Here is a 24,608-nt window from a genome sequence, read left to right as displayed (position 1 = left end):
TTTTAACAAGTTTGGTTATTCATTAACTAAGCAACTTTGAGTTAGTTCGATGATATGCAGCAGCTGCTTTATTCATTCCGTACATTACACATTTTATGTATTCTGTCAATATACAACTTCTAACTACCTTAAATCCTGAAAGAACTCTAGAGAATCCATCGGTTTAAAAGGGAATCTTCGCAACCTAAATGATTAACATTTACTAATTAATAAATGAGGAACGAGATCCAATAAATAAAGTCGGTTATCCCTAGAAATATTTATCATTATTGTTGAACTGTGCCTAGGAAATATCTAATAAGCTAATTCTTTGCAAGTTCAAACATCTTTGTCTTCTTTATACTTAAATATTCCATTTTTAGAGTAAAAGAAGACAAGATCGGTCGATGTTACAAAACAGCATTTGAGACGGTTGACTAGAGCAAGTTCTTAGAAGTGGTATTTCAATGGAAGAAATAAAGTTAACATTATAAAATGTGGCAGATTTTTACTAATTTATGTTAAATCTGCCATATTATGGTACGTACGATTGTCGAAATAGTTAAACCCGTTGTGTGAAAGATATAAAAATACAAAATACTCTAGGTAGATGAAGAAGTAGCATTAATGATTGCAGGCGATCGCAGTGGCGTAGGGAAAACAACGGACACCCTAACATTACTTGCTTTTTTAGCATTCGAAAAGCACCGAGTACAATCGTTTAAAGTAGGGACTGAATTATATTGACTCTATGTTTCATAGTGCTATTACTAGCCGTCCCTGTCGTAATTTAGACCAGATTCTAACCTCCGAAGCTTATGTTTAATTATGTTTTGCTAAACACTGCTAAGGGGTTGAATATGCTTCAGTCGAAGGGGCAATGGGGTTATTTGACGGTATTCCCTGTAAAAAAGCAGATGGCACAAGGCTTAAGGGAGCAATGATAAAAAAATCTGAGGAAATAAGATCGCTAAACGGTGGAAGTACAGCTTATATTACTCGACTTTTAAACATTCCTGTGGTTCTTGTGATTGTTCTTATTTATCGGGGTCAGTAGCCGCTATCGCTCACGGTTATAGTTCTCTTGATCCTCATATTAATCTAGTAGGAGTCATTTTAAATAAGGCTAGTAGCAATCTCCACCTTGACCTACTCCAACAGTCTCTCTCTAGATACTCTTAATATTCCTATTCTGGGAACCCTACGCCGTCAAGACTCTCTAACAATTCCTGCTCGACATCTCGGTTTAATCCCCACCACTGAACTGACTCACCTGGAGTCTTTGTTTCGACAACTTGCCCACCTGTCCGAAACCGCTTTAAATTGGCAGTATCTCTTGCCATTACTTACCTCCTCATCTCTTGATTCTCTTACTCCCTCACCCATAAAAATTGCTGTAGCTAGCGATCACGCTTTCAATTTTTACTATCAAGACAATCTAGATATCTTACAGACCTTGGGCGCACAGCTTATTCCCTGGAGCCCCTTAGAGGATAAAAATTTGCCCCAGGATATTCATGGTCTCTATTTCGGGGAAGGGTTTCCAAAAATGTTTGCTCAAGATCTCTCAAGGAGTTGTCGGGGACGAAAAGCTGCAAAATCCGCAATTACTAGTGAAATTCCTGCCTATGCTGAATGTGGGGGGTTAATGTATCTTTGCCAGCAAATCATTAATTTTCAAGCTCAAGAATAGCCAATGGTGGGAATACTACCAACTACGGTCATAATGAGAAAAAATTTGATTTTGGGTTATCGTCAAGCCACAGCTCCCCAAATTTCACCGCTCACACTTAACTTTTCTATCTAATAATCCGCTATTTTTTGTATGAAAATGGATAGATAACTCATTTTTAATGAAAAAAGCGGAAAAACACATAAAATTCATGCTTTTTATATTCATCTTCATTTTGGTGGATATTCTAATTTTTTTAGAAAATTTTTAGGTCACTGTCTTGATTTTTTGAGATCAAGTAAGCTACTATAAATACAGTTAAGTTTTGAGATAAACCATTTAGGCAATAAAGGAGGTGATGCCCATGACAGATAGTAGTAAAAGTATGGGTCTCCTAATTGAATTAAGCCAGCTGTGCGCCGGAGCTGTTCTCTAGGAATCTTTGCAGTAATGTAACTGACTACTAGGTTTCCTTCCGGCAGTTAGGTCTCAATTAGAAGACCCCTCTCTGAAATAATTCTAATAACCCCAGTTAGTTTAACTCTTTCACACAAAAGAGCGAGGCTAGCTGGGGTTTTAACATTAATTATTTAAAATTTTTAAATATAAAAAAAAATAATAATAGAATTATTTAACTAAAAGATAAACTTATGTATATTGTTATCTAAAAAAGCTGTGTATAATGAGATGAGAAGTAAGACTATAAAACTTTTTGTAGTTCATCTATAAGGTGTGAGGAAAAGCTGAAAATGCTTAGACCATTTTGGAAATCATTGTTAATTAGTCCAGCCCTGTTGGGAATGGCTTTAGCCGTCTCACCCGCTGCAACGGCAGCCGAAACCAAGTCACAGGCTGGAGTTTCTCGGGACGAGATGACGGGTTCTGAGGTTGCTCAATTTGATCAATCTCAGTTGATCGAACAGTTAGAAACCTATAGCGACGAAGATGGACTGGAAACTAACCAACAAGTAACCAGCGTTAGCGAACTGCGGGATGTATCTCCTACTGACTGGGCTTATGAAGCTCTTCGTAGTTTAGTTGAACGTTATGGTTGTATTGTTGGTTATCCCGACCGCACTTTCCGAGGTAACCGTGCTACCTCTCGTTGGGAATTTGCAGCGGGTTTGAACGCTTGTCTAAACACCATGGAGCGTCTAATTCAAGAGAACGTCGCGGTTCTACGGGAAGATATTGAGAAACTCAAGCGATTAATGCAAGAATTTGAAGCAGAACTTGCTGCTTTAGGCGCGCGGGTCGATAACTTAGAGGGACGAGTAGCTTTCTTAGAAGATCATCAATTTTCCACTACTACAAAATTGGTCGGGGAGGTCATCTTTGCTGTTACTGCAGCAGGTGGTAGCCGTTCATCTGAAGATAACCAAGCTGTTCTACAAGATAGGATTCGCTTAAGCTTCAACAGCAGTTTCAGTGGAGAAGACCTTTTAGTAACTCGTTTATCTGCTAGTACGGGGACTGGAAGTAATCGTTTTACTATGAACCAGCCTGATCTACGGGTAATTAACCCAGATACAGGTCAGCCTATCGGAATTTCTCTTGAGGAGAATACTGTTGTCAACCCTACTGCCACCCAAACCTTTAACATTGGGCCACGGCGAAATGAAGAAGACAATGACGTTGTTATTGACTGGGTTGGTTACTACGCTCCAATCGAAATCTTCAATAACTTTAAGGTTGACACCTACGTATCTGCTTGGGGTGGTAAGTGGTATGATTTCGTGCCCACTTTAAACCCCTTCTTCGAGGATTTTGACGGTGGTAAAGGCTCTTTAAGTACCTTTTCTCAACGTAACCCCATTTACCGGATTGGTGGTGGTGCTGGTGCTGGTGCGAGTGTTCAGCTTGACTGGTTGAATAACGTTCTCGGTCCTACATCTATCAGCTTCGGTTATTTAGCAGGAACCCCCAACAGTCCTTGTGTAAATGGTGATGGTGGCGATAAATGTAACAGTGGCAAAAGTACTAACCCTGCGACCGGCAAACCCTACGCTGAAAGTGACGGTGGTAATGGTCTGTTCAATGGTAACTACGGTGCTTTAGCTCAGATCAATACCAATATTTTTGACAGTGTGAACATTGGTTTTACCTATGTTCACGCTTACCACAAACCCGATAGCCCCATCTTCGGTGAAGGTATTAACAAAGGACCTGGAATTGTTGGTACTTCCATTGCTAACGGTTCTCGTTCTACTCTAAATAATGCTTTTGCTGGTGGAAGCGTAGGAGATCCAGGAACTAGCACGACTTCCTTTAATGGAAGTGGACGTAACTCTCTAGACGGATTGGAAGTTAATCCTTTTGACTGGGGTGGTAAAGTCACTAACAGTTACGGTGTTGCTGGAACTTGGCGGCCTTATGACTGGGTTAACTTCAGTGCGTTTGGTTCATTCCACAACGTTCGCTATCTTGGTCGTGGTATGAGTGCTGAACTTTGGACTGGTGGCGGTGGCTTCGCCTTCCCCGATTTGTTCAAAGAAGGTAACTTATTAGGTGTGTTTGCCGGGGTTCAACCTTATCAAGGTGATAGTGATCGTCCCACCACTGCTGGGTATCATGAATTACCTCTGCAAAACCCTATAACAGTTGAAGTGTTCTATCGCTATCAGGTTACAGACAACATTTCTTTGACTCCTGGTGTGATTTGGATCTCCAAGCCCGAGCAATTTGTGAATATGCAAGGGTCTGATGGTGAGGTCGTTGGAACCCTTCGAGGTACCTTTTCCTTCTAAATATAGTGTGAATTAAAAAAAGCCCTGCTGATCACAGCAGGGCTTTTTGATACTTTAAATTTCAAAAAGCGGAGCTCAGAAACTTTTTTAGATCGAAGTTTGATTAAGTTAATACTCAACTAACATTTCTTCAATTAGGCGAAATTTAACTTTGAGATTCCTGATATTGCTAAGTTTCTACAAATTGCCTTCAACGCGAGTTCGACCCAAAATTATGGATGAAAAGGAAAACGGCAGCCTCATGCCAGAGGTAGTATTTGTCTCAGTCTGGTACTACGGACATAAGATATCATCCCGATCCTACCGAAGTTTTCTGTTATCTAGATCACTTCTATCAAGAATTTTAACTGATTTATCGTAGTTAACAGAAAATCAAGCAAAAATCAACATAATTAATTGATAATATACAACTTTGCAAGCTTTTTTGATATAAATAGTTAACAACTAAACTGGAAATATATCTTAGATAAAATATCTATTTACAAGTCCGAGTATCTTGACTATTTTTTATCTACCAGTTCTTTATATATAAATTTAAATGGTATCCTCTTAATTTAGATTAAAAAAGTAATCTCATCTAACTTCACACTACTTTTAAACAAAATCTGAGTCTTAATTGTTGGTAGTTACTATTTTTAGTGATTGTTAACTTTGTTATGTTTTTGACTTAAATATCAAGAATAATAACTATGTTTTTAACATTTGTTATACTTGTGTTGCGTAAAACCTAAGTATAAAAAAATTAGTGCAAACCAAAAATTATTTAATTTTAATACAAAATTATCTTCAATTAAGCTCGAAAAATTAACATTAAAACTTCAACAACTCTTGTTGAGTTAAAACAATCAAAGCCTCAGACTAATGTTGTAGGTATTTTATCCATAGATTAAAAAACAATATCTTTTTGAATATGGTCTATTAGAAAATAATAAAATAAACAGACCGAACACTAATATAAGTGTGGATATATTGTCATAAAACCTAGAATAATGCATCCACAGCAGCTGTAGTTGGTGGTTCAAATTATCAACTAAAAATTAAACTTCACTATTTAGTAACTTAATTAAATTTTTTTATCCTATAGTGAGGTTCCTTACTTTAGCATCTCGTCATTGAATATTAATCTTGTATATACTCTGTCCTATTAATTAAGGCAATTTCAGCACGAATAAATTCGCGCCCTAAATAAGCTGCATGGTCTAACATAGTGACTGGACAAGGTTTAATTTCTTCAAAGATTTTGACACACAATTCTTTAGCTGTTCTTCCCCTATACATTGTCTTAAAAATACGTTCAACTCCTCCTTCACAAGCAATTATTTCACCGGTTTCAGGATCAGCAGCCAATCCTTGCTCATTAATAACATTAGTAAAATGTTCAGCACAAATCAACTTATCCTCACGCTCAAGATAAATAATAAAGTAGCCCCCAGGATCAAGAGAAATAAAACGTTTTGACAGTTCGTTATCAATGGAAATGATTTTTTCTAGCATTTAAGTCATTCATTGTACCTTAAACTCTCTTTGGAATGAGAACACTATGATTCTAACTAATAGAATAAGTTAAGTAAGGTCAAGCAAAAACGATTAACAACTTAAAATAATTCGTTCCCATTGCCTCTAGTTACAGCTCCAGAATAAACATAGCCTTTTTCAGTATCTAAAGTTACGATTGACCCTTCACGAATAATTTTGGTAGCATCTTTCATAGCAACAATAACAGGAACTCCTAAGCGAATTCCAATAACTGCTGCATGACTGGTAATACTGGATTCTTCGGTAATAATGCCTGAAGCTTTTCGCATCATCTCCACAAAGTCGGCATTGGTTCGAGGAACTACCAGAATATCTCCAGCCTTAAAATCTCCCAATTCACGAGAACTATGGGCAATTCTCGCCCGTCCACTAGCAGAAGCCTGTCCAATTCCTAGTCCCTTTCCTAAAATAGCCTTGACCATTTCTATTTTAATTAAATCTGTTGATCCAGAAACCCCTTGAAGAGTTCCAGCTGTCATTACCACTAAATCTCCATCTTGGACTAACTGATTTTCCTGAGCAATATTAATAGCTGATTGGAATGTTTGACTGGGGGAGGGGAAATCGAGAACTAACAGAGATTTAACCCCCCAAACTAGCTGTAACTGTCGAGCCACATCTACATGAGCAGTGATAGCTAAAATTGGTTTGGGAGGACGGAATTTAGAAACATTTCGTGCTGTTGATCCCGTTTTTGTCAAGGTCATAATGGCCACCGCATCTAATTCCTGGGCAATTTGACTAACTGCCGAAGAAATAGCATTAGTTATTGATTGTTTGGGATTATAAGAAGATTTAATCAAGATAGGTTCTTGTTCCATACGTTCGGCAATAGTGGCCATAGTAGCTACTGCTTCGACGGGATATTTACCTACTGCTGTTTCATTGGAAAGCATCACGGCATCAGTTCCATCGAGAATAGCATTAGCCACATCTGAGACTTCAGCGCGAGTAGGACGGGGATTATTGGCCATACTATCCAACATTTGGGTGGCCGTAATCACCGGAATTCCCAACTTATTAGCCGTAAGAATTAGGCGTTTTTGAAGAATTGGTACATCTTCGGCGGGTAACTCCACTCCTAAATCTCCCCTAGCAACCATTACCCCATTACAGAGAGTAAGAATTTCTTCCATTGCTTCGATCGCCTCATGTTTCTCGATTTTGGCGATTACTGGAACTGATTTTCCAGCATTAGCGATTAATTCCTTAATTTCTAAGATATCTTGAGGATTCCGGACAAAACTGAGAGCAACCCAATCGACTCCTTGGTCGAGTCCAAACATCAAATCGGTTTTATCTTTAGCAGTTAACGCTTTAACCGATAGGTAAACCCCTGGAAAGTTAACTCCTTTATTACTAGAGAGAACACCCCCAACTACTACTCGACAGTGTAATTTTTGACTGGCGCGATCAATTTTCTCCACTCGCATTTCTACTTTGCCATCATCGAGGAGAATCTTCGCCCCATCAGGGACTTCATCGGTTAAATGTTCATAGCTAACGTAGCTAGCTTCTGAAGTGCATTCAACTTTACGACTAGTGAGAATAAAGGGATCACCATTTTTTAGATTGATAGATCCACAGTCAAATTTACCAAGACGAATTTTAGGACCTTGTAAATCCTGTAGGATACCCACAGGTTCATTAAGTTCAAAGGCTGTTTGACGAATGAGGCGAATCGTATGTTGATGGTAATCGTGATCACCGTGGGAAAAATTAAGCCGAAAAGTCGTAGCACCAGCTAAGATAAGCTGTCGTAGCACCTCTTTGTTTTGAGTAGCTGGGCCGACAGTGGCAACAATTTTAGTTCGACGAAATAGGGGTCGCGGTTGCATGTAGGTATCAAGACCCTAGAATTAGGGATCTATCGTAATTCTTAAAGATTAGTTTTCCTTGCTCATCATCTCATATATCAAACTATAAATCATAAAAAGTTCTCTATTTTTTTATACAGGAGTCATATTTAGTATGAACAAGTTTAAGCATACTGCAGTTTTCGAAACTCAGGAACATTAAGATAATCACTAGAAATCAATTCAAGAACAGACAACTGAATCAAATGAAAAGTGTATAAAAATAGTAGATAGCTCTCGAAATCATTACCAGAGGGTCAAATATTGAGTTTTATTCATTCTTTCATACTTAGTATTTTCGTTAACCCCCACCCAATACTCAGGCGGTAATAATTGATCCGAGATGTTTGACGACTTGTTTCGTGAGAGTGTGAACTGTTTTTGGCTAAGAGCCAATCATAAACTTATTTATACAATAAAGTTATGTAAGATATTGATTTTATAAGTAAAATCTTGAATATTTATAGTACAGCTATGGTAATATGAAACTTAAGTAAGATTATTGACTTTTTTAGTGAAACAAATAATTTGATTATGTTAGTTTATTTCAACTAGTCAAATAGAATAAAAAAGTAATTAAGAAATAGCGAACATTAGATGATAGTCTAGCTAAAGAATTAGTCCAATAAACTTGGAAGAGTAGGAATCGTCAATATTGACTTACGTACAAATTTATTCTAAGAAGAGAATAAAAGCAAAAATATCCTGTTGAAATACACGAGGATGGAAAATATAACTAAAAATTGTAAATCAGGCAAAGCTTTTATAAAGAATAACTGGAAAGATAATTTATGAATTAATTTATAAAAAAATAGGAAAGTTATCATATTTTTCAGGAAGTAAAAAAAAATCAAGAAAAGAGGAGATATGAAATATCTCAAATAGGCCTCCTAAAATGTTAAATAACTTATGATATCTAACAATTATTTAATTCCATAAAAAAAACAAACTAACCTCCAAAAGTTATAAATTACTTTAAAAGAAGAGCTAGTAATATAAAAAAATAAAAATTAAGACTATAATTAGTTCTGATTTTAAAAAAAGAAAATTAATAAAGGTAGTTATTTTTCTTAAAATATTCTCAAATATAAAGTTATTTGACGTATTATAAAAAAATAAAATATGTATAGCAATGACTATTAATAATTACTTAGTACATACAAGTAGTTTATCCAAAAATATAGTAACAATTTCATGTCGAAAAATATTAATGTTGTTTAACATGAATCCTATTAAATTATTTTAAATATTTTAAATTTAAAGTAAGAATTTACTAAAAGAATCGAATCAAATATTAATCAAATTGAATGTAATCGAATAAACAATAACTTAAGCATAATCCTAGTTTTTTTTATTAAGAAAAAGTGATTTTAATTGTTTTCCTTAATTGTTACTTGTATTTACTTATTTGGCAAAAATTATCCAATTTTATTGGAATTAATTGACACTTAATTTTCTAGTATTTAAATAAAATTGAATAATTTTATTTAAATACTAGAAAATTATTCAATTTTATTAGGCAGTTTTAAGTTCATTCAATATATAGCAATTATTTTGTCTATTTTAGAGAGTTTATATTCTGCGCAATTTGTCAATTAGTAACCACTGTGTTTATAATGTTGAGAAATTCAGAGGTCTAAAAAAATATATGGCTGTTCAATTACGACAAGCACTTAAGGTGGGGACTTATATAATCAGTCAACGTTTATTTGGTCGTCAACGTTTTCCCTTGGTATTGATGTTAGAACCTCTATTTCGTTGTAATTTAGCCTGTTCAGGATGTGGGAAGATTCAACATCCGCCAGACATTCTTAAGCGCAACCTGACCCCAGAAGAATGCTTTGCTGCGGTAGAAGAATGTGGCGCACCGGTAGTATCTATCCCAGGAGGAGAACCTTTATTACATCCACAAATTGATGAAATTGTCAAAGGATTGATACAACGTAAAAAGTTTGTTTATTTATGTACTAATGCTCTCTTATTAGAGAAAAGTCTCTACAAGTTTGAACCGTCTCTATATCTAACTTTTAGTGTTCATCTTGATGGGTTACAAAAAAAACATGATGAATGTGTTGATCGCCAAGGAGTTTTTGATAAAGCGATCATCGGAATTAAAGCAGCGAAGACGAAAGGATTTAGAGTAACTACAAATACAACGGTTTTTAAAGGATCAGATCCCCAAGAAATGCAGGAGTTTTTTGATTTTCTTGACCATTTAAAAACCGATGGTATAATGATTTCTCCAGGTTATAGTTATGAATGGGCTCCCGATCAAGATCATTTCTTAAAACGAGAACAAACTAAGGCATTATTCCGAGAAATTTTGAGTCCTTGGAAGTCAGGTAAAAAGAAATGGAATTTTAATCATAATCCTCTATTTTTAGATTTTCTATTAGGAGAGAAAGATTATGAATGCACTCCCTGGGGAAGTCCCAGTTATAGTGTTCTTGGTTGGCAAAAACCATGTTATCTGTTGAATGAAGGTCATTATAAAACTTTTCAAGAACTGTTAGAAGAAACTAATTGGAATACTTATGGTAACAAAAGTGGTAATCCTCAATGTGTTGATTGTATGGTACATTGTGGTTATGAACCAACTGCAGCTGTAGATGCAATAAAGCTTGCTAATATGGGACGTGTTTTAAAAAGTCTATTTATTGTTTAAGGGTTGTCAAAAATAAATTCTTAGAAATTGGACAATTTCATATTATCCTAGGAGGTTTTCCTAGGTTATTTTTGATCTTCATTATCCTTTTTATATTAAAGTAATATATACATTATGTACAATTAGATATCAATGAACAATACTTTTAAAAAGATAGATAAACTTTAAACTAATACAAAAAACATACTTTACTTTAGTGAAAAAGTCTAAAATAAAACTAGAAACTAATAGAAATATTAGTAAGCATAAATTGGATGTTAATTTTGAGCTTAATTAAATACAGCCTAGTTAAATAATATTTAGACTTTTATGTTTAATTTTTAGTTAATTAATTTTCTTATTTTTTTAGTCTTAAAAAGGAATCTTTCTACTTATAAAATTTTTAAACAAATTAATAGGTTCATAAAAAGTAGCCCCAAAATAAGGTAATAATTTAATTAACTTTAAAAAAGTTAGTTTATTTTTTTAAAACCCTGATGATGATTTTATTAATCAATTAATACTAGAAGCTAAAGTAGCAGTAAATATATTTATTATAACAAAACAAGTTAATACTCAATTACATGATGATAAAAACCTTATACAAGAGATAGATGTAGCTCTTAAATACTAATTAATAAAAACAATTATGTCAGATTTAAACAGTAGGGTTTTAGCTGATTTTAATTAAATATTAAGACTAATATAACTAGTCAATTATTTTCAAATATCAAGGTATTGATAATTAAATTGAGATTAATTAAAAGAAGATGTTCTAGGTTTAAAACATCTATAAAATTTTAATTTTTAAATTTAATTAGCTAATTACACATCATCAGTTCGGTATAAACTAATGATTTTACTAAGTTTTAAAAATAATAATTTACTATATTAAAAGCGATAGTTTTATAAAATAAACTTGTTAGAAATCTAAAAAATAAAATCTTATTTCTATAAAACTCAACTAAAAAACTTATCTTTAATTTATAAATTAAGATAATATACAAAATTAATTACTACTAAATTATAAAAATAAAAGGTTAATTTGATCTATTAAAATTATTAATTCATCAACTATAAAGTTATTTTTTTAAAAAAAATAAGCCTGTCAATAATATATCAGTATCAACTTTAATTGTTTAGTCAAAAGCATTTTATTTTTTATCTTTAAACTGAACTCTTAGTTTATTTAATTAAAGAAATATATTGTGATCCTTAACGAGGGATAAAAATATATTATATCAGCATATTTAAAGATAAAACCGTATTTTATCTTTAAATATTAAGTTTTATAAATAAATTATTTATTTTAGGTTATTTATCTTATTAGCAATTTATGTAAAAGATAGAGCAATTTAAATTTTTTATTAAGAGGTGAGTTTTACTATTTTTAAAATTTATTTTGATTATAATTAATTATTTAATATTGCAAAAATTTAGCCGTTTTTCAGCTTTAAATAAATGAAATATCTTAAAACTAATTATAAATAATTGTATTTATTATATTTCTGTGTTTTACCTTAAATGAATTTAAATAAAACTTCTAAGTTTTGTCTCTAGTATTAACTTGACAATCGTATATAATAGTATTTATTTACTAAATAAAAAAATAACTATCAATTTAATTATTAAAAATATTTTTGCCGTTCATAATCTTTTTTGAGAATCAGTATAATTTAAAATAGTGAGAGGGGTAAGTAATCTTTAAAATCATAGGATATCTATTCTATAAATCAGCCATTTATCAAAATAATTTTTATTAATTTTAATATTTTTTATCTATAATTACCAATTATATTAGTAATATAAAAAACTAACATTTAAATATCTTTTTATTACTGAAAGAATTAGATCACTTACTTTATAAAACTTTATTATTATTACGTAAATTTCTTAAGAATAGACAATTGAAATAATTATACTTAATGTAGGTTACTTTAGTATTTTTGTTGATGTTATACTCGCCAAGATGGACTAATTTATGTTTCTTATAGTAGCTAATTATTTTATTAATGATCTTAAATAAGTTATGACAAATAATATAAACTGTCAAAGTTTTAGAAATTAATCAAAAACTTAAAAGGATAAATTTATTAATGAAAGATACTAATAAAAGTTAAATTAATCATTGAATTTTAAAGATATCCTGATCGCTTTTATTTTAGAGTAATAATAAATTTTGGGGGTAATGCTTCTAATTTACTCATTTTATTAGACTGAGTAAAAGGATAATTAAATGTGTAACAGGAATCATATTCTTCATCTTTTAACACCTAACCTATCCATTTATCATGTAATTGCTGATAGCAATCTACCTAAAATACCGCTAACCATTAGAAATAATGCGAGATTTGACGACAATAAATTAATTAGTTTTAGCTTCCAATAATTCCAATTCAGCAACCAAAAATTAAATCGTACATCCTTACATCTATTTTAAAAATCATTGATTGTAACCAAACTATTCATTATTAACTATCGATTATTAACTTCAATGTTCAGCTTCATTAATACGTTCGAATTGCCAGTGATCTGCATCAATTTCACTGAGTAACGCTTCTAATTTTTGTTTAGCTTCCTCCTTTGAGGTTGCTTTAATGGAAAAGCAAGCGCTAACAATTACCTCATAGAGTTTATCTGGTTTAAAGGGTTTAATAATATGTTGCATAAGAGGAAAAGAAGAAAAATTTCAAAATTCATGAGGAATAAGGACAAGATTGGAAACTGTTTTAGAGTCTACTCTTTCTATTATACTCCCTAAATAGTGATCAATTCTGCTTAGTTTGCTACCAAGTTGTAGATATTTGTATAAATAAATATTCATAATTGTTACTAATAAAAAATTATTGGCAAGTCAAAAACCTTAAATAAATATAAACCAGAGAAGTATTTTTATAACGGGCAATCATTAGATGCCAGTCTGCCTAAAAATTAAATTAACAGAGTTAGAAGAGCAAGAACTATTCAAATTAACTTGCAGCCTCAAAATTTTTTCGAGAACGAGAACAAAAGTAAAAATGTTGTCTTTAAATACAACAAAATCAAACATTAAAGAAATTGCAGACTGAATGGAAGTATTATAAAAGATAATAAATAAAAAAAATGGTTTATATAGAAACTATTTAAAACCCAGAATGATTATGGTCTTTTTTGAAAAGTAAAAAAATTGTACAGATATTAACTAATAATTACTGTAAGAACCTAAAAAAGAGCAAAAGATAAATTTATTTTTCCCTAAAAAGAGGATAGAAATATGAACCAATAATTGATAATAGTAATTGATATTTTTTCTATCTATAAAAAATATAGTTTGACTCTTGAATAAGGTATATTTTATTATATGAATTTTATAAAATTATTGATATAACATTCTAAATATTATATCAATAATTTTATAAACTAAAAAAATTGGCTAAATACTATAGTAGCCTAAGAAAGGAATAAAAATTTTAATTATGTTTTATTGATATGCAGTATAAAAAAGAAAGTTTACTAAAAAAATATACAAAAAAATAAATGTAGTTTAAAATATAGCAAAGACAAAGGAATAGAGACGGTAATTACTTTTAATAATTACTAATTGTATACAAGTAGTTTAGATCAAAGAAATTAACCTATACAAATAAAAATTACTCTCTTTTTAGGGATATAATAAAAATGTTTAAAAATAAATATAATCAAGCTAAGATACTCAAATAAAGTACTTTTTTTTAAAAAAAAATATGAATTAATGACTTCTATTAATAAGAAATAGAAAATAAGCAAGCTAGATATAGTCTACTTATTTTTAAGTAAATACATATTACAATTACACTATCAATAAATATAATCATTCAGTTTTATATAATAAATTTAGGTTGTCAGTAGATAATTTTATTATCACAATCGGACAATGTAAATATTTTAATTCAATACAATTATTATTGATATGTTAATACTATCAATATAGTATTAACATATATTGTTTTTAAATTCAATTGACTAACAATCTAACTACATTCTTGATGAATAAAAAAATACTAAGACCAATTAGTTTTTGGAAAATTAATTAAAAACTACGATTAATAGAAAAATTACTCATTTCAATACCAACTGCTTTCAATAGCTATTTATAATATTTTAACGAGAATGGGATTATAAAATATAAAAACCTATCAAATTATAAATTGAGTAGTATATATATTACCATTAATTTATAATTTTGATAAATAAAAAATTCTATTACTTTAAATTCAAAAAGCAGTTTAAATATTCTCTTAGGTAGTTTTATCAAAAAATAAACGTATCATTAGTAGTGATAATTTGGATAGATTTTAAACGTGAAAAAATTTTTTCACGTTTAAAATCTATATTAATTTTGGAAAATACCGAAAAAAACAAACCTAAAAAATAGAATTACAATATATAAATTATATAACTTATATTCATAATTATATAATTTATTTTTATATCAAAAATATAATTTTAGTCTCTATAAATAAATGGTTTACTTGATACTTATTTTTTAAAAGCATAAATATTATAATGTTAATGATAAATGTTCTAATATTTGCTATTAACATAATATAAATTAATTATAAAATATTTGAAGAATAATAAATAATTTTTAGTATAAATAAACACAGACAAAATTATCACTATTACTATCTGTAAATTAGGTGAATTACCGCTTAATTTTTTTTTAAAAAAATAATCTGTATTGAATTAATCGAAATGATATCTGTTCTAAGAGTACCATAAAAAGTCAAGATAAAAATAGGTAATTTTCGATAAAAAAAGCTAAATTTAAGTATTATTTTAGGGGTCTAAAAGAATAAAAAATAAGTATATATTTATAATAATAAATATTTATTCTTAGTTAATCAAACTATCTATTTATTAAAAAATATCTAAAAAAAATAAATTTACAAAAGTAATTTTAAACCACCGCAATTACTATAATCAAAATTACCTGTAAATTGTTTGAATGGGTTGACCTTAAAACATGTCGTTGTTGTGTTAAATTTTAAAATTTAAATAAATACTGAAGAAACTGAAGCAATTGCTTTAGTAATAGAATTAAAATATATTTTGCTTTTTTGTTATGACAAAAAAGCATGTTACTTTGCTAGACCACTTGATTGAAAAGTAATTAGAAACAGTGGGAAGTAGCTGTGGGAGAAGTGTAAGGGAGTTATCTCTAAAATCGAACTATTGATTTCAGGATTGTTGCAAGCAGATCTTCGCATTGGTGAGAAAATCTTAAAATAAACTTTGCAGTTGTCAGGAAAAAATTGATTTATCAAATCTTCATTAAATCCTTGATAAATACAATATAAGCTCGTTGAAAGATGAGTTAAACTAACCAATACGCCCCTACTAAATGAGCAATATCAGCGAAAGCTAGTTAAGGAACACAATTATATGACACCCACATTATTAACGTCTAAAGAACTCCCCGACCTGACTTATCATTCTAGCAGCGATCACTTTGATCAAAGTTGGCAGGACCCCTTATCTACTTTACTAGGATTGGGACGGGCAGCAGGGGCGGATTTTGTCGAATTTTTTCTTGAACGGGTAAACTATATCAGTTGTTTAGCCGAACAAGATATCATCACTAGTCTATCCCCTCGTCTCTCCACAGGGGCTGGTATTCGTGTATTTCGAGGTAAAAAAGATTGTTATGTCAGCACTAATGATACCTCTTTTACCGGGCTAAAAGTGACTCTAGAAAAAGCATTATCTATTTTAGAGTTAACCTGTCCTTCCCCTAACGCTTACATTCCTGAAATTAACCTAGAAATGATGCGAGACTATGCAAAAGTAAAAGATAAGGAACTTTGGTTAGGTAACTGTAGTTCCATTGCAGAAATGGGAGATATTCTTGTGTCAGCTAACGCCAAACTAGGACAAAAAGCCAGTCATGTTCAATCTCGTCGGGTTATGTATTTTCGCGACTGGCAGGAAATCTTGATTGCCACTAGTGACGGGGTTTTTGCTAGAGATATTCGTTTGACGCAATCTGTGGGTCATTCACTATTATGTTCCGATGGGGAACATCGCGCCTCTATAGGTAAACGGTTTGGCAATACCAGTGATCCTGGTTTCCTACGGGAATGGGACTACGAAACTGCTGCTGAAGAAGTAGCTGAATCTGCGGGTAAAATGCTCTATGCAGATTATGTAGAATCAGGGAGTTATCCCATTATCATGGCTAATCAGTTTGGTGGAGTCATTTTCCACGAAGCCTGCGGACATTTATTAGAAACTACCCAAATTGAACATAAAACCACTCCTTTTATGGAGAAAAAAGGTGAAAAGATTGCCCATGAAAGCTTAACTGCTTGGGATGAGGGGTTATCCAATCAGGAATTTGGAACCTTGGATATAGACGATGAAGGAATGCCCACACAACGTACTTTATTGATTGAAAACGGTATTTTAAAGAACTTTATAGCTGATCGTGCCGGCTCAGTCCGTACCGGACATCCTCGTACAGGAAGTGGTCGCCGTCAAAATCATACCTATGCTGCAGCCTCACGAATGCGAAATACTTATATTGCTCCCGGTGATTATTCTATTGATAATTTGTTTGCGTCAGTCGACAAAGGAATTTATTGTAAGCAAATGGGAGGGGGAAGTGTTGGACCTACTAGTGAGTTTAACTTTTCCGTTTCTGAAGCTTATCTGATTGAAAAGGGAAAAGTGACCAAACCCCTCAAAGGTGCAACTTTAATTGGAAGCGCCAAAGATATTATGACGGAGATTTCTATGTGTTCTCAAGACTTAGGGTTGGCACCTGGTTTCTGTGGTTCTGTCAGTGGAAGTATTTACGTTACAGTGGGACAACCCCATTTAAAAGTTGACAAAATTACTGTTGGGGGACGATAAGTTGAGACATTATTAATAAGCTACTGGGGATTTTAAATAGAAAAAATATAATCTTTATCCCCATTTATCTTCTAAGCTTTAATATTTTTAGTTACCTATAAAATAACCAGGGGTCAATATATTTTAATAAATAATTAGAATATATTGGAAGTGACTAAAAGTCCAATACATAGATAAAAACATATTCCTGGCAAAGGAACCATTTAAAATCTGAAGACAGTAAATTAGATTAGATAGATGAGAAGTTTGAGACTAAGTCAAACAACCCGCACAAAGATTTTGCTTATAAATTAAGATACGGCAGATTAAACTTGAAGAAAATATAGAAAGCCTAGAGACAAATTGCAAAGGAAGATGTCTAAATTAGACAGAATTAGCAACAATTTAGGTATGCAATAATTTGTCAATTTTCGGTTGCTGTAGGCTTTATTTAAGTCCTAATAAAGAGAGCCGTTAAGTTGGTTCTTTTTTCACTAGTTTTTAGAATGTAAATGACTAAAAAACGATTAAAAATGCGAATATTCGGGGCAGTTCAAGGGGTAGGATTTCGCCCTTTTATTTATCGACTAGCCACAGAATTGAATCTTACAGGGTGGGTTAATAATTCTGCATCAGGAGTGTATATCGAAGTAGAAGGAGAATCCAAGATACTCAAAGAGTTTTTGTCAAGAGTACAAACAGAAAACCCACCGAGATCACACATTCAATCAATAGAAACCACTCATTTAGATTATATCGGGTACACCACCTTTGATATTCATCACAGCGTTGGTGGAGAAAAAAATGCCATTATCCCGGCTGACTTAGCCACCTGTCCCGACTGTTTACGAGATATTTTTGACCTCCAAAATCGACGATATGGCTATCCTTTCACTAACTGCACTAATTGCGGTCCGCGTTATACCATCATTGAAACTTTACCCTATGATCGTCCTCGAACTACCATGAAAGAGTTTTTTATGTGTTCTGAGTGTCAGCAGGAATATGAAAACCCCCATGATCGTAGATTTCACGCTCAGCCGAATGCATGTTCCTATTGTGGACCCCAATTAGCCCTTTGGGATAAACAAGGAAACAGTATAGCTATTCAAGACTTAGCTCTTAAAATTGCAGTAAATTCTTTAAAAGAGGGAAAAATCATAGCAGTTAAAGGGTTAGGAGGATTTCATCTAATGACTGATGGAAGTAACCCTGATGCCATTAGGCAACTAAGACAACGCAAAGATCGCCCGCACAAACCTTTTGCTTTAATGTATCCATCCCTTGAGTTAATTAAAAACCATTGTCAGATTAGTCCTCTAGAAGAAGAATTATTAACCTCTCCTGAGTCTCCTATTGTTTTACTCAAACGTAGATCGAATTGCATCAACTTGTGGGAGTCTGTCGCTCCGAATAATCCCTATTGGGGAGTCATGTTACCCTATACTCCTTTACATCATTTGTTACTTTTCAGTCTAAAATTCCCTTTAGTTGCCACCAGTGGGAACATCTCCGATGAGCCCATCTGTATTGATGAAGGCGAAGTCATACAAAGACTAGGACATATTGCCGATGTATTTTTAGTCCACAATCGTCCTATTCTACGATCTGTAGATGATTCTGTGGTTCGCGTTATGGCAGGACGAGAAGTAGTTCTTCGTCGTGCAAGAGGATATACACCTTTTCCCATTATTCTGAAGTCAGAAGACAAAATACAAAATGCAGAAGTTGAACATTCACCTCCATCGATCTCCCTTCTAGCAACTGGTGGACAGTCAAAAAACACGGTGGCAATTTTACGGAGCAATCAAGTCTTTATCAGTCAACATATTGGAAATTTAAGTAATTCTCAAGCTTTAAGTGCCTTTTATCAGGTAATAGACAGTTTAAGAGGACTTTATGACTTTGAACCTCAAATTATCGCTTGTGATGCACATCCGGACTATTTTTCAAGTCAATTTGCTCAGTCCCAAGGTTTTCCGGTGGTTAAGGTACAACATCATTATGCTCATGTTCTCTCCTGTATAGCAGAAAATGGAATTACTGGACCTGTTTTAGGAGTTGCTTGGGATGGTACAGGCTATGGAGAAGATGGTACAATCTGGGGGGGAGAGTTTTTATTAGTTACTGATAATGGTTACCAACGAGTCGCTCATTTTCGATCTTTTAAATTGCCTGGAGGACATCGGGCAGTCAAGGAACCGAGGCGTATTGCTTTAGGCATACTTTATGAAGTGTTTGGATCTTTTGATGGCTTAGAAATATCTCAATTATTTGAAAGTTTTTCTAATAAAGAATTAAAATTAATTCAACGGATGTTATCTCGTAATTTGAATGCTCCGCTAACTTCAAGTGTGGGACGGCTTTTCGATGGGGTGGCTTCTATTTTGGGGATTTGTCAACAGACCAGTTTTGAAGGACAAGGAGCGATGGACTTAGAACACAGAGCTATCAATTATAAAACAGATAAAGTCTATACCTATGAAATATTAGGAAACGATTTCCCTTTAATTGTTGATTGGCAGCTAATTATAAAAGAAATTTTGGACGATCTTTCAAAACATTTATCTATCGAAGAAATTTCAGCTAAATTTCATAATACTCTAGTTGAAGTAATAATTGAAATTTCTCAAATTATATCAGAAAAAAAAGTTATTTTAACAGGAGGATGTTTTCAAAACAAATACTTAACTGAACAAGCAATCAGTCGATTAAATCAAAAACGATTAATACCTGTATGGCACCGAAAAGTACCTCCCAATGATGGTGGAATTGCTTTAGGACAAATTATGGCAGGGATAAGGCAAATACTAAGCCGATAGATAAAATCTGGTATTGGCTAGCATTGTTTTATAAATAATTAATGAGGAATTGTTATTTTATACCTTATGTTGCAGTAATTGACTTAACCTAATATTGTTTGTCCAAGATCAATATAAAAAGTTTAGTAAAGAAAATAAGCGAAAAATACACCTCCACAACTGCCAATAAAAAAAACATACATCGATAAAGAGATTGTCAAAATAGCTACTATATTTACAACAGCTAATCACCTTGCTTTACTATCTATCTCCGTGTTTCATAAGGGACCTAGCAAAGCAAAAGGTCCATAGAGGAAATAACCATAGGTCATACTAATTTATAACCTGCGCGCGACGCTTAAAAGATAATCCTTAGCAATAGGCAGATAAATTTCTGATAAACGCGAGGACCCCCCCCTTAAGAATTAAGAGAAGTGGCAAGGTTACCAACTTGAGAATCTTCAGTATGCCCAACTACGTCCATTTTTATGTCAATACTTCACTTCAATGTAAGTTGTTAAACTTTCCCCAAGTATATTCACTGTACCGCTCTTTTTAACTTTTCTTACTTTATAATTTTAAAAAATCTTTATAATTTTCTCATTGAGCTAAAGTTCTCAGTAACATTTTTGATGTTGCAATCTTAATCTGTCACCGGATGATTATAGTATTAGGCTTATAGATTTGTAAAAAAAACAGCATGTAAATTACATTTTCCTGTCCAGCTAGCTGCTTCTTATTTTCCCGTGGTTTCAGTTTCCCTGCCTAGTATCCTTGCCTTTGTAGTAATGAAACTTTTATTTATCTAAGTTAAAAACGAAGCCTAATTTTATCTTTATCTATATTTTTTATTGATGGTTTTCCCTTATTTAAGAGAAAAATTGATAACTCGGTTAAAAAACAGTTAGCATACTGTAGTCGCAAACAGTTTTTTCTCTTAAAAATAAATATTTACTTTATAAATAATTTTTAAGATTTTGATAGCTTAGAGTCCGAATAGTTTTACCCTAAAGGTTGTTAATGAGCAGTTCTTTATTATAAAGGATAATAGAAAATGTGTTTAGCTGTTCCAGGGAAAGTTGTTAGTATCATTGGTGATCAACCTTTGATGAAAAAAGGAAGAGTAAGTTTTGGTGGAGTAATTAAAGAAGTTAGCTTAGCTTATGTTCCTAATGTTGAAGTGGGTAATTATGTGATTGTTCATGTAGGATTTGCTCTCAGTATTTTAGATGAAGAAGCTGCGCAAAAAAGTCTAGCTGAATTTAAAGAAATAGAGACAATTTTACACTCAGATAGCTATAAGTCATGAGTTTTAAAAATTATATCTAAGTTTAGGAGAGTGCTAAAATGGGGCATTTAAAGTATCTCGTAAACCATTCCTGGTATCTAACCATTTATGGTATCTATAGTAATAATCTCGAAATTGAGAGAACATGAAGATTACTTATTAACGTAAATTCAATAAGATGCATGGGCACTGTCATTATTCTCAATATTTAAGTTTCAACACGAAGGAACTGACGATCATATGAGAATAATGACCTTCAACAATCAGAACACACTGCTTCTAGCATAGAAACTGGTCTTACAACAAAAATAAGTAACTGGTCAGAATACCCTACTCTGAGAAGGACTAGGGTATTCTGACAGAAGAATTCTAAATTATCCGAAGGAAATTAAATTAATCAACATCTTTAAATTATCTCCGACAGTTGCAACCAATTGATGAGTCACAGTTAGACTATCAAGAACCATTCCTGTGCAAAGAATCATTAAATAAAAGATGGAAAATTTAAACAGTGATCGCGCTAATTCTTGATTAAAGGGATCTTGTTTTAACCGCCAAGCTCTCTCGATAAATTTAACTCCTAAAACCACTGCAACCGTACCATAAATTATTCCAGATACTCCTAGGGGATAAACCAAAAGTAAAGTGCAAGGAATAACCAGCAGAGTATACCACCAAATTTTACGGACTGTAGACTCTTCTCCTTCGACCACCGGCATCATAGGAACATTAACCTGAGCATAATCTTCCTTGAGCATCAACGCTAACGCCCAGAAATGAGGAGGAGTCCACAGGAAAATGATGGTAAATAAAACCCAAGAGGTCCAACTTAAATCCCCTGTCACTGCCGCCCAACCCACCAGAGGAGGGATAGAACCAGCTGCCCCACCAATGACAATATTTTGGGTACTATTGCGCTTAAGAAAGTGGGTATATACTAGCATATAAAAAATAATGCCAGACATAGCCAATAAGCCACTAAAAACGTTGATAAACAAGGCAAAAAGGCAAAAAGAAAAGATCGCAAGGATGACAGCAAAAATGAAGGCATGGCGTGACTGTACTCGTCCGGAAGGGATAGGGCGGGCCCGAGTCCGTAACATTTCATAATCAATATCACGGTCATAAATGCAGTTCATTACCTGGGCTGAAGCCGCAGCAAGAGTTCCCCCTAATAAGGTGATAAATAAGGTAAATAGATTCACCCGGCCCCCACCAGCAATCCACATGGCGGCGGTAGTGGTGATCAATAATAGGGGAATAATACGGGGTTTGGTCAGCTGATAATAGCTTTTTACAACTTGTAGCCAGTTTTCATTCCGGGGGGCAACATCGGTCCCAATCATTAATACACACCAAATTCTGTTGATTTACTTGAGTTTTTGTCAGTTATTGTTCTTGAAGCATTGATGAAAACAGAATTTCTTTTGAAACCTAAATCGGTCAAAGGTTTTAATTCTGAACTTCTAACTTCTAACTTATAACTTCTGTGCAGTCGCACCGCAGGGAAGTGAGGAACTTCTGACATCGCGAATGGCTAACGTTGTCAAGGCGACTAACGTACCAAAGAGAGCAGCACCACAGGTATGGTGAGCCACAGTTAAAGGTTCTACTTGTAGATGTAATCGGAAAGTGGCAACCCCTAATAAGATTTGTAGGGCAACAATGCCTCCAGTAACCCAAGCAAGTTTTCGTAACCAGGGATGAAGGGCAGAGGTACGCCAAGAGATAAACACAACGCTGAGAGTGGCAATAGTAGCTGGAAAAACACCAATAATATGGCTATTCATCACGGCACATAGTTGCGAACCTCCAAAACATTGATGTACCGCCCATCGAGACCCCACTAATGCTCCTAATAAACATTGTAGGTAGACTAAAGTAAGGGCTATGGTTGCTCCCCAACTTAGTTTTTTGGCGTTGGTGGTTCCTTGATAGGGTGTAAGACACACAGCAATAACAATAAGGGTTCCTAAGAAGAGTAGGGCGGTTCCAAGATGGGCTGTGACAATATCAAACCGTAGCAATTGGGTCACTGTAAGTCCTCCTAAAACTCCTTGGAAGACGATTAACCCCAATGCACTTACCGATGCCCAAGGCAGCCATCTGGGGAGTTCTTTGCGAAACCACCATGAGAGTCCGACAAGAACAAGAGTACTTAAGCCAATGAGAGAGGCATCGAGACGATGGAACCATTCTAGGAACACTTGTAGATTCATCTGTTGACTGGGAACCAATTGACCATAGCATAACGGCCAGTCAGGACAGGCAAGACCTGCATTCATTACTCGTGTAGCACTGCCCACTGCCATCAAAAGTAGAGTAGCAATGGCGATCTTCCAAATAAGAAAACGCATCCGTTTCTGGACTTGAGAGCAGTCGCCAGGAACTTTTATTTTGGATTTAAGAACCGAATCTGTCATAGCATTCTAATGCTTTGTTAAACATTTTATGTCTTCATAGTGAGTGTTTACTCTCTTTGAAGATAGGTTTGGTTTAAACAGCTAGTCAGATTCTACTGAACAGTCTATCTTTCTTGCACCAATTAGTATAAAGGTTTTGACATATTCCAGATTCGGTTAATAATTGCTTTACATAAGTTTACACAAAAAGGATAAATCATTGCTCTAATTTTTTTTCGGAAGAATATTATATTAGTTTATGGTAAAGTTGGTGTCGGAGACAATAAGCTAAAATTTATTTATATGAAGAACAGCTCAAATTTTACTTTTTTATCTAAAAAACTCATATAAAGTCTTATATAGAGGTTAAAAAAAAATAGGTAATTTATGAAGACCAAGACTTCAACTCAAATCATCATTATCACTAAAATAGTGAAAACTTCTTTGTTATAACTAACTCTACTCCAACTATAACTATCTAGTTTTCATAAGCATATACAGAATTAAAAGATAATTTACTTGTATTTGATTACAAAAAACTCTATAGATTATCCGCCATTTAAACCGCTAATTGAAGGCGTTCTTTTCGAGTTTAATGTGATAATTTTTTCTGGATACTGTGGATTTTTTTCTCTATATTAAAATTTTCTGTCATCTTGACATATGGAGAAGTATAAGGTAAAGGATAGACTGTGGCAGGAAGAATATCTTAAGCAAAAAATAGACATACTTGACTATGCAGTCATAGTTTTCTTTCTTTGAGAGTTCGAATAAATTGAATTTATCACAGTATTATTTTCTTTATTGCCATTGCCTTATTGGGTATTAAAT

10 protein-coding genes and 2 pseudogenes are annotated in these 24,608 nt (G+C 33.1%); 6 read left to right on the top strand and 6 right to left on the bottom strand.

Annotation, left to right across the window (positions count from 1 at the left end):
• The first annotated feature begins 606 nt into the window (after nucleotides 1-606).
• Nucleotides 607-1,963: pseudogene (locus ETSB_RS10945) on the top strand (cobyrinate a,c-diamide synthase).
• Nucleotides 1,964-2,400: 437 nt separating this feature from the next.
• Entirely contained in the window at nucleotides 2,401-4,398 is a 1,998-nt protein-coding gene (locus ETSB_RS07985) for an iron uptake porin (protein WP_044107327.1), read from the top strand.
• 1,119 nt (nucleotides 4,399-5,517) lie between these two features.
• On the opposite strand, the gene ETSB_RS07980 is transcribed toward ETSB_RS07985, so the two are convergent.
• Together ETSB_RS07980 and pyk are read right to left on the bottom strand one after the other, a co-directional pair.
• Nucleotides 5,518-5,892, bottom strand: a complete 375-nt coding sequence (locus ETSB_RS07980) for a DUF4346 domain-containing protein (protein WP_044107326.1) — start codon at nucleotides 5,890-5,892, stop codon at nucleotides 5,518-5,520.
• A gap of 101 nt (nucleotides 5,893-5,993) precedes the next feature.
• Complete coding sequence (gene pyk / locus ETSB_RS07975) at nucleotides 5,994-7,772, bottom strand: pyruvate kinase (RefSeq protein WP_044107325.1); 1,779 nt, start codon at nucleotides 7,770-7,772, stop codon at nucleotides 5,994-5,996.
• A gap of 1,666 nt (nucleotides 7,773-9,438) precedes the next feature.
• Here pyk and hpnH point away from each other — a divergent pair.
• Nucleotides 9,439-10,455 (top strand): adenosyl-hopene transferase HpnH, encoded by a 1,017-nt coding sequence (gene hpnH, locus ETSB_RS07970; protein WP_044107324.1) that lies wholly within the window; start codon nucleotides 9,439-9,441, stop codon nucleotides 10,453-10,455.
• A 2,470-nt stretch (nucleotides 10,456-12,925) separates the two neighbouring features.
• Here hpnH and ETSB_RS10065 read toward each other — a convergent pair.
• Complete coding sequence (locus ETSB_RS10065) at nucleotides 12,926-13,102, bottom strand: hypothetical protein (RefSeq protein WP_171816439.1); 177 nt, start codon at nucleotides 13,100-13,102, stop codon at nucleotides 12,926-12,928.
• A 2,735-nt stretch (nucleotides 13,103-15,837) separates the two neighbouring features.
• Between ETSB_RS10065 and ETSB_RS07965 the strand changes: the two genes are divergently transcribed.
• Entirely contained in the window at nucleotides 15,838-17,307 is a 1,470-nt protein-coding gene (locus ETSB_RS07965) for a TldD/PmbA family protein (RefSeq protein ID WP_044107323.1), read from the top strand.
• 491 nt (nucleotides 17,308-17,798) lie between these two features.
• The gene (hypF, locus tag ETSB_RS07960) at nucleotides 17,799-20,108 is read left to right on the top strand and encodes a carbamoyltransferase HypF (RefSeq protein WP_044107322.1); all 2,310 of its coding nucleotides are present in this window, start codon (nucleotides 17,799-17,801) and stop codon (nucleotides 20,106-20,108) included.
• A 122-nt stretch (nucleotides 20,109-20,230) separates the two neighbouring features.
• On the opposite strand, the pseudogene ETSB_RS10395 reads toward hypF, so the two are convergent.
• Nucleotides 20,231-20,571: pseudogene (locus ETSB_RS10395) on the bottom strand (photosystem I reaction center subunit XI).
• 570 nt (nucleotides 20,572-21,141) lie between these two features.
• Here ETSB_RS10395 and ETSB_RS07955 point away from each other — a divergent pair.
• The gene (locus ETSB_RS07955; RefSeq protein ID WP_044107321.1) at nucleotides 21,142-21,396 is read left to right on the top strand and encodes a HypC/HybG/HupF family hydrogenase formation chaperone; all 255 of its coding nucleotides are present in this window, start codon (nucleotides 21,142-21,144) and stop codon (nucleotides 21,394-21,396) included.
• Between the two features lie 353 nt (nucleotides 21,397-21,749).
• On the opposite strand, the gene ETSB_RS07950 is transcribed toward ETSB_RS07955, so the two are convergent.
• Both ETSB_RS07950 and ETSB_RS07945 read right to left on the bottom strand, forming a co-directional pair.
• The gene (locus ETSB_RS07950) at nucleotides 21,750-22,721 is read right to left on the bottom strand and encodes a heme o synthase (protein WP_044107320.1); all 972 of its coding nucleotides are present in this window, start codon (nucleotides 22,719-22,721) and stop codon (nucleotides 21,750-21,752) included.
• A gap of 132 nt (nucleotides 22,722-22,853) precedes the next feature.
• Nucleotides 22,854-23,798, bottom strand: coding sequence for a COX15/CtaA family protein (locus tag ETSB_RS07945; RefSeq protein ID WP_044107319.1), 945 nt, complete (start codon nucleotides 23,796-23,798; stop codon nucleotides 22,854-22,856).
• Nucleotides 23,799-24,608 lie beyond the last annotated feature (810 nt).

It is taken from the genome of cyanobacterium endosymbiont of Epithemia turgida isolate EtSB Lake Yunoko, assembly GCF_000829235.1.
Classification (GTDB): domain Bacteria; phylum Cyanobacteriota; class Cyanobacteriia; order Cyanobacteriales; family Microcystaceae; genus Rippkaea.
This window is presented reverse-complemented; position numbering and strand designations above follow the sequence as displayed.

Excerpts from the sequence above, each read along its gene's own strand:
- ETSB_RS07985 (WP_044107327.1), top strand. The coding sequence starts at position 2,401 with ATGCTTAGACCATTTTGGAAATCATTGTTAATTAGTCCAGCCCTGTTG.
- ETSB_RS07980 (WP_044107326.1), bottom strand. The coding sequence starts at position 5,892 with ATGCTAGAAAAAATCATTTCCATTGATAACGAACTGTCAAAACGTTTT.
- pyk (WP_044107325.1), bottom strand. The coding sequence starts at position 7,772 with ATGCAACCGCGACCCCTATTTCGTCGAACTAAAATTGTTGCCACTGTC.
- hpnH (WP_044107324.1), top strand. The coding sequence starts at position 9,439 with ATGGCTGTTCAATTACGACAAGCACTTAAGGTGGGGACTTATATAATC.
- ETSB_RS10065 (WP_171816439.1), bottom strand. The coding sequence starts at position 13,102 with ATGCAACATATTATTAAACCCTTTAAACCAGATAAACTCTATGAGGTA.
- ETSB_RS07965 (WP_044107323.1), top strand. The coding sequence starts at position 15,838 with ATGACACCCACATTATTAACGTCTAAAGAACTCCCCGACCTGACTTAT.
- hypF (WP_044107322.1), top strand. The coding sequence starts at position 17,799 with ATGACTAAAAAACGATTAAAAATGCGAATATTCGGGGCAGTTCAAGGG.
- ETSB_RS07955 (WP_044107321.1), top strand. The coding sequence starts at position 21,142 with ATGTGTTTAGCTGTTCCAGGGAAAGTTGTTAGTATCATTGGTGATCAA.
- ETSB_RS07950 (WP_044107320.1), bottom strand. The coding sequence starts at position 22,721 with ATGATTGGGACCGATGTTGCCCCCCGGAATGAAAACTGGCTACAAGTT.
- ETSB_RS07945 (WP_044107319.1), bottom strand. The coding sequence starts at position 23,798 with ATGACAGATTCGGTTCTTAAATCCAAAATAAAAGTTCCTGGCGACTGC.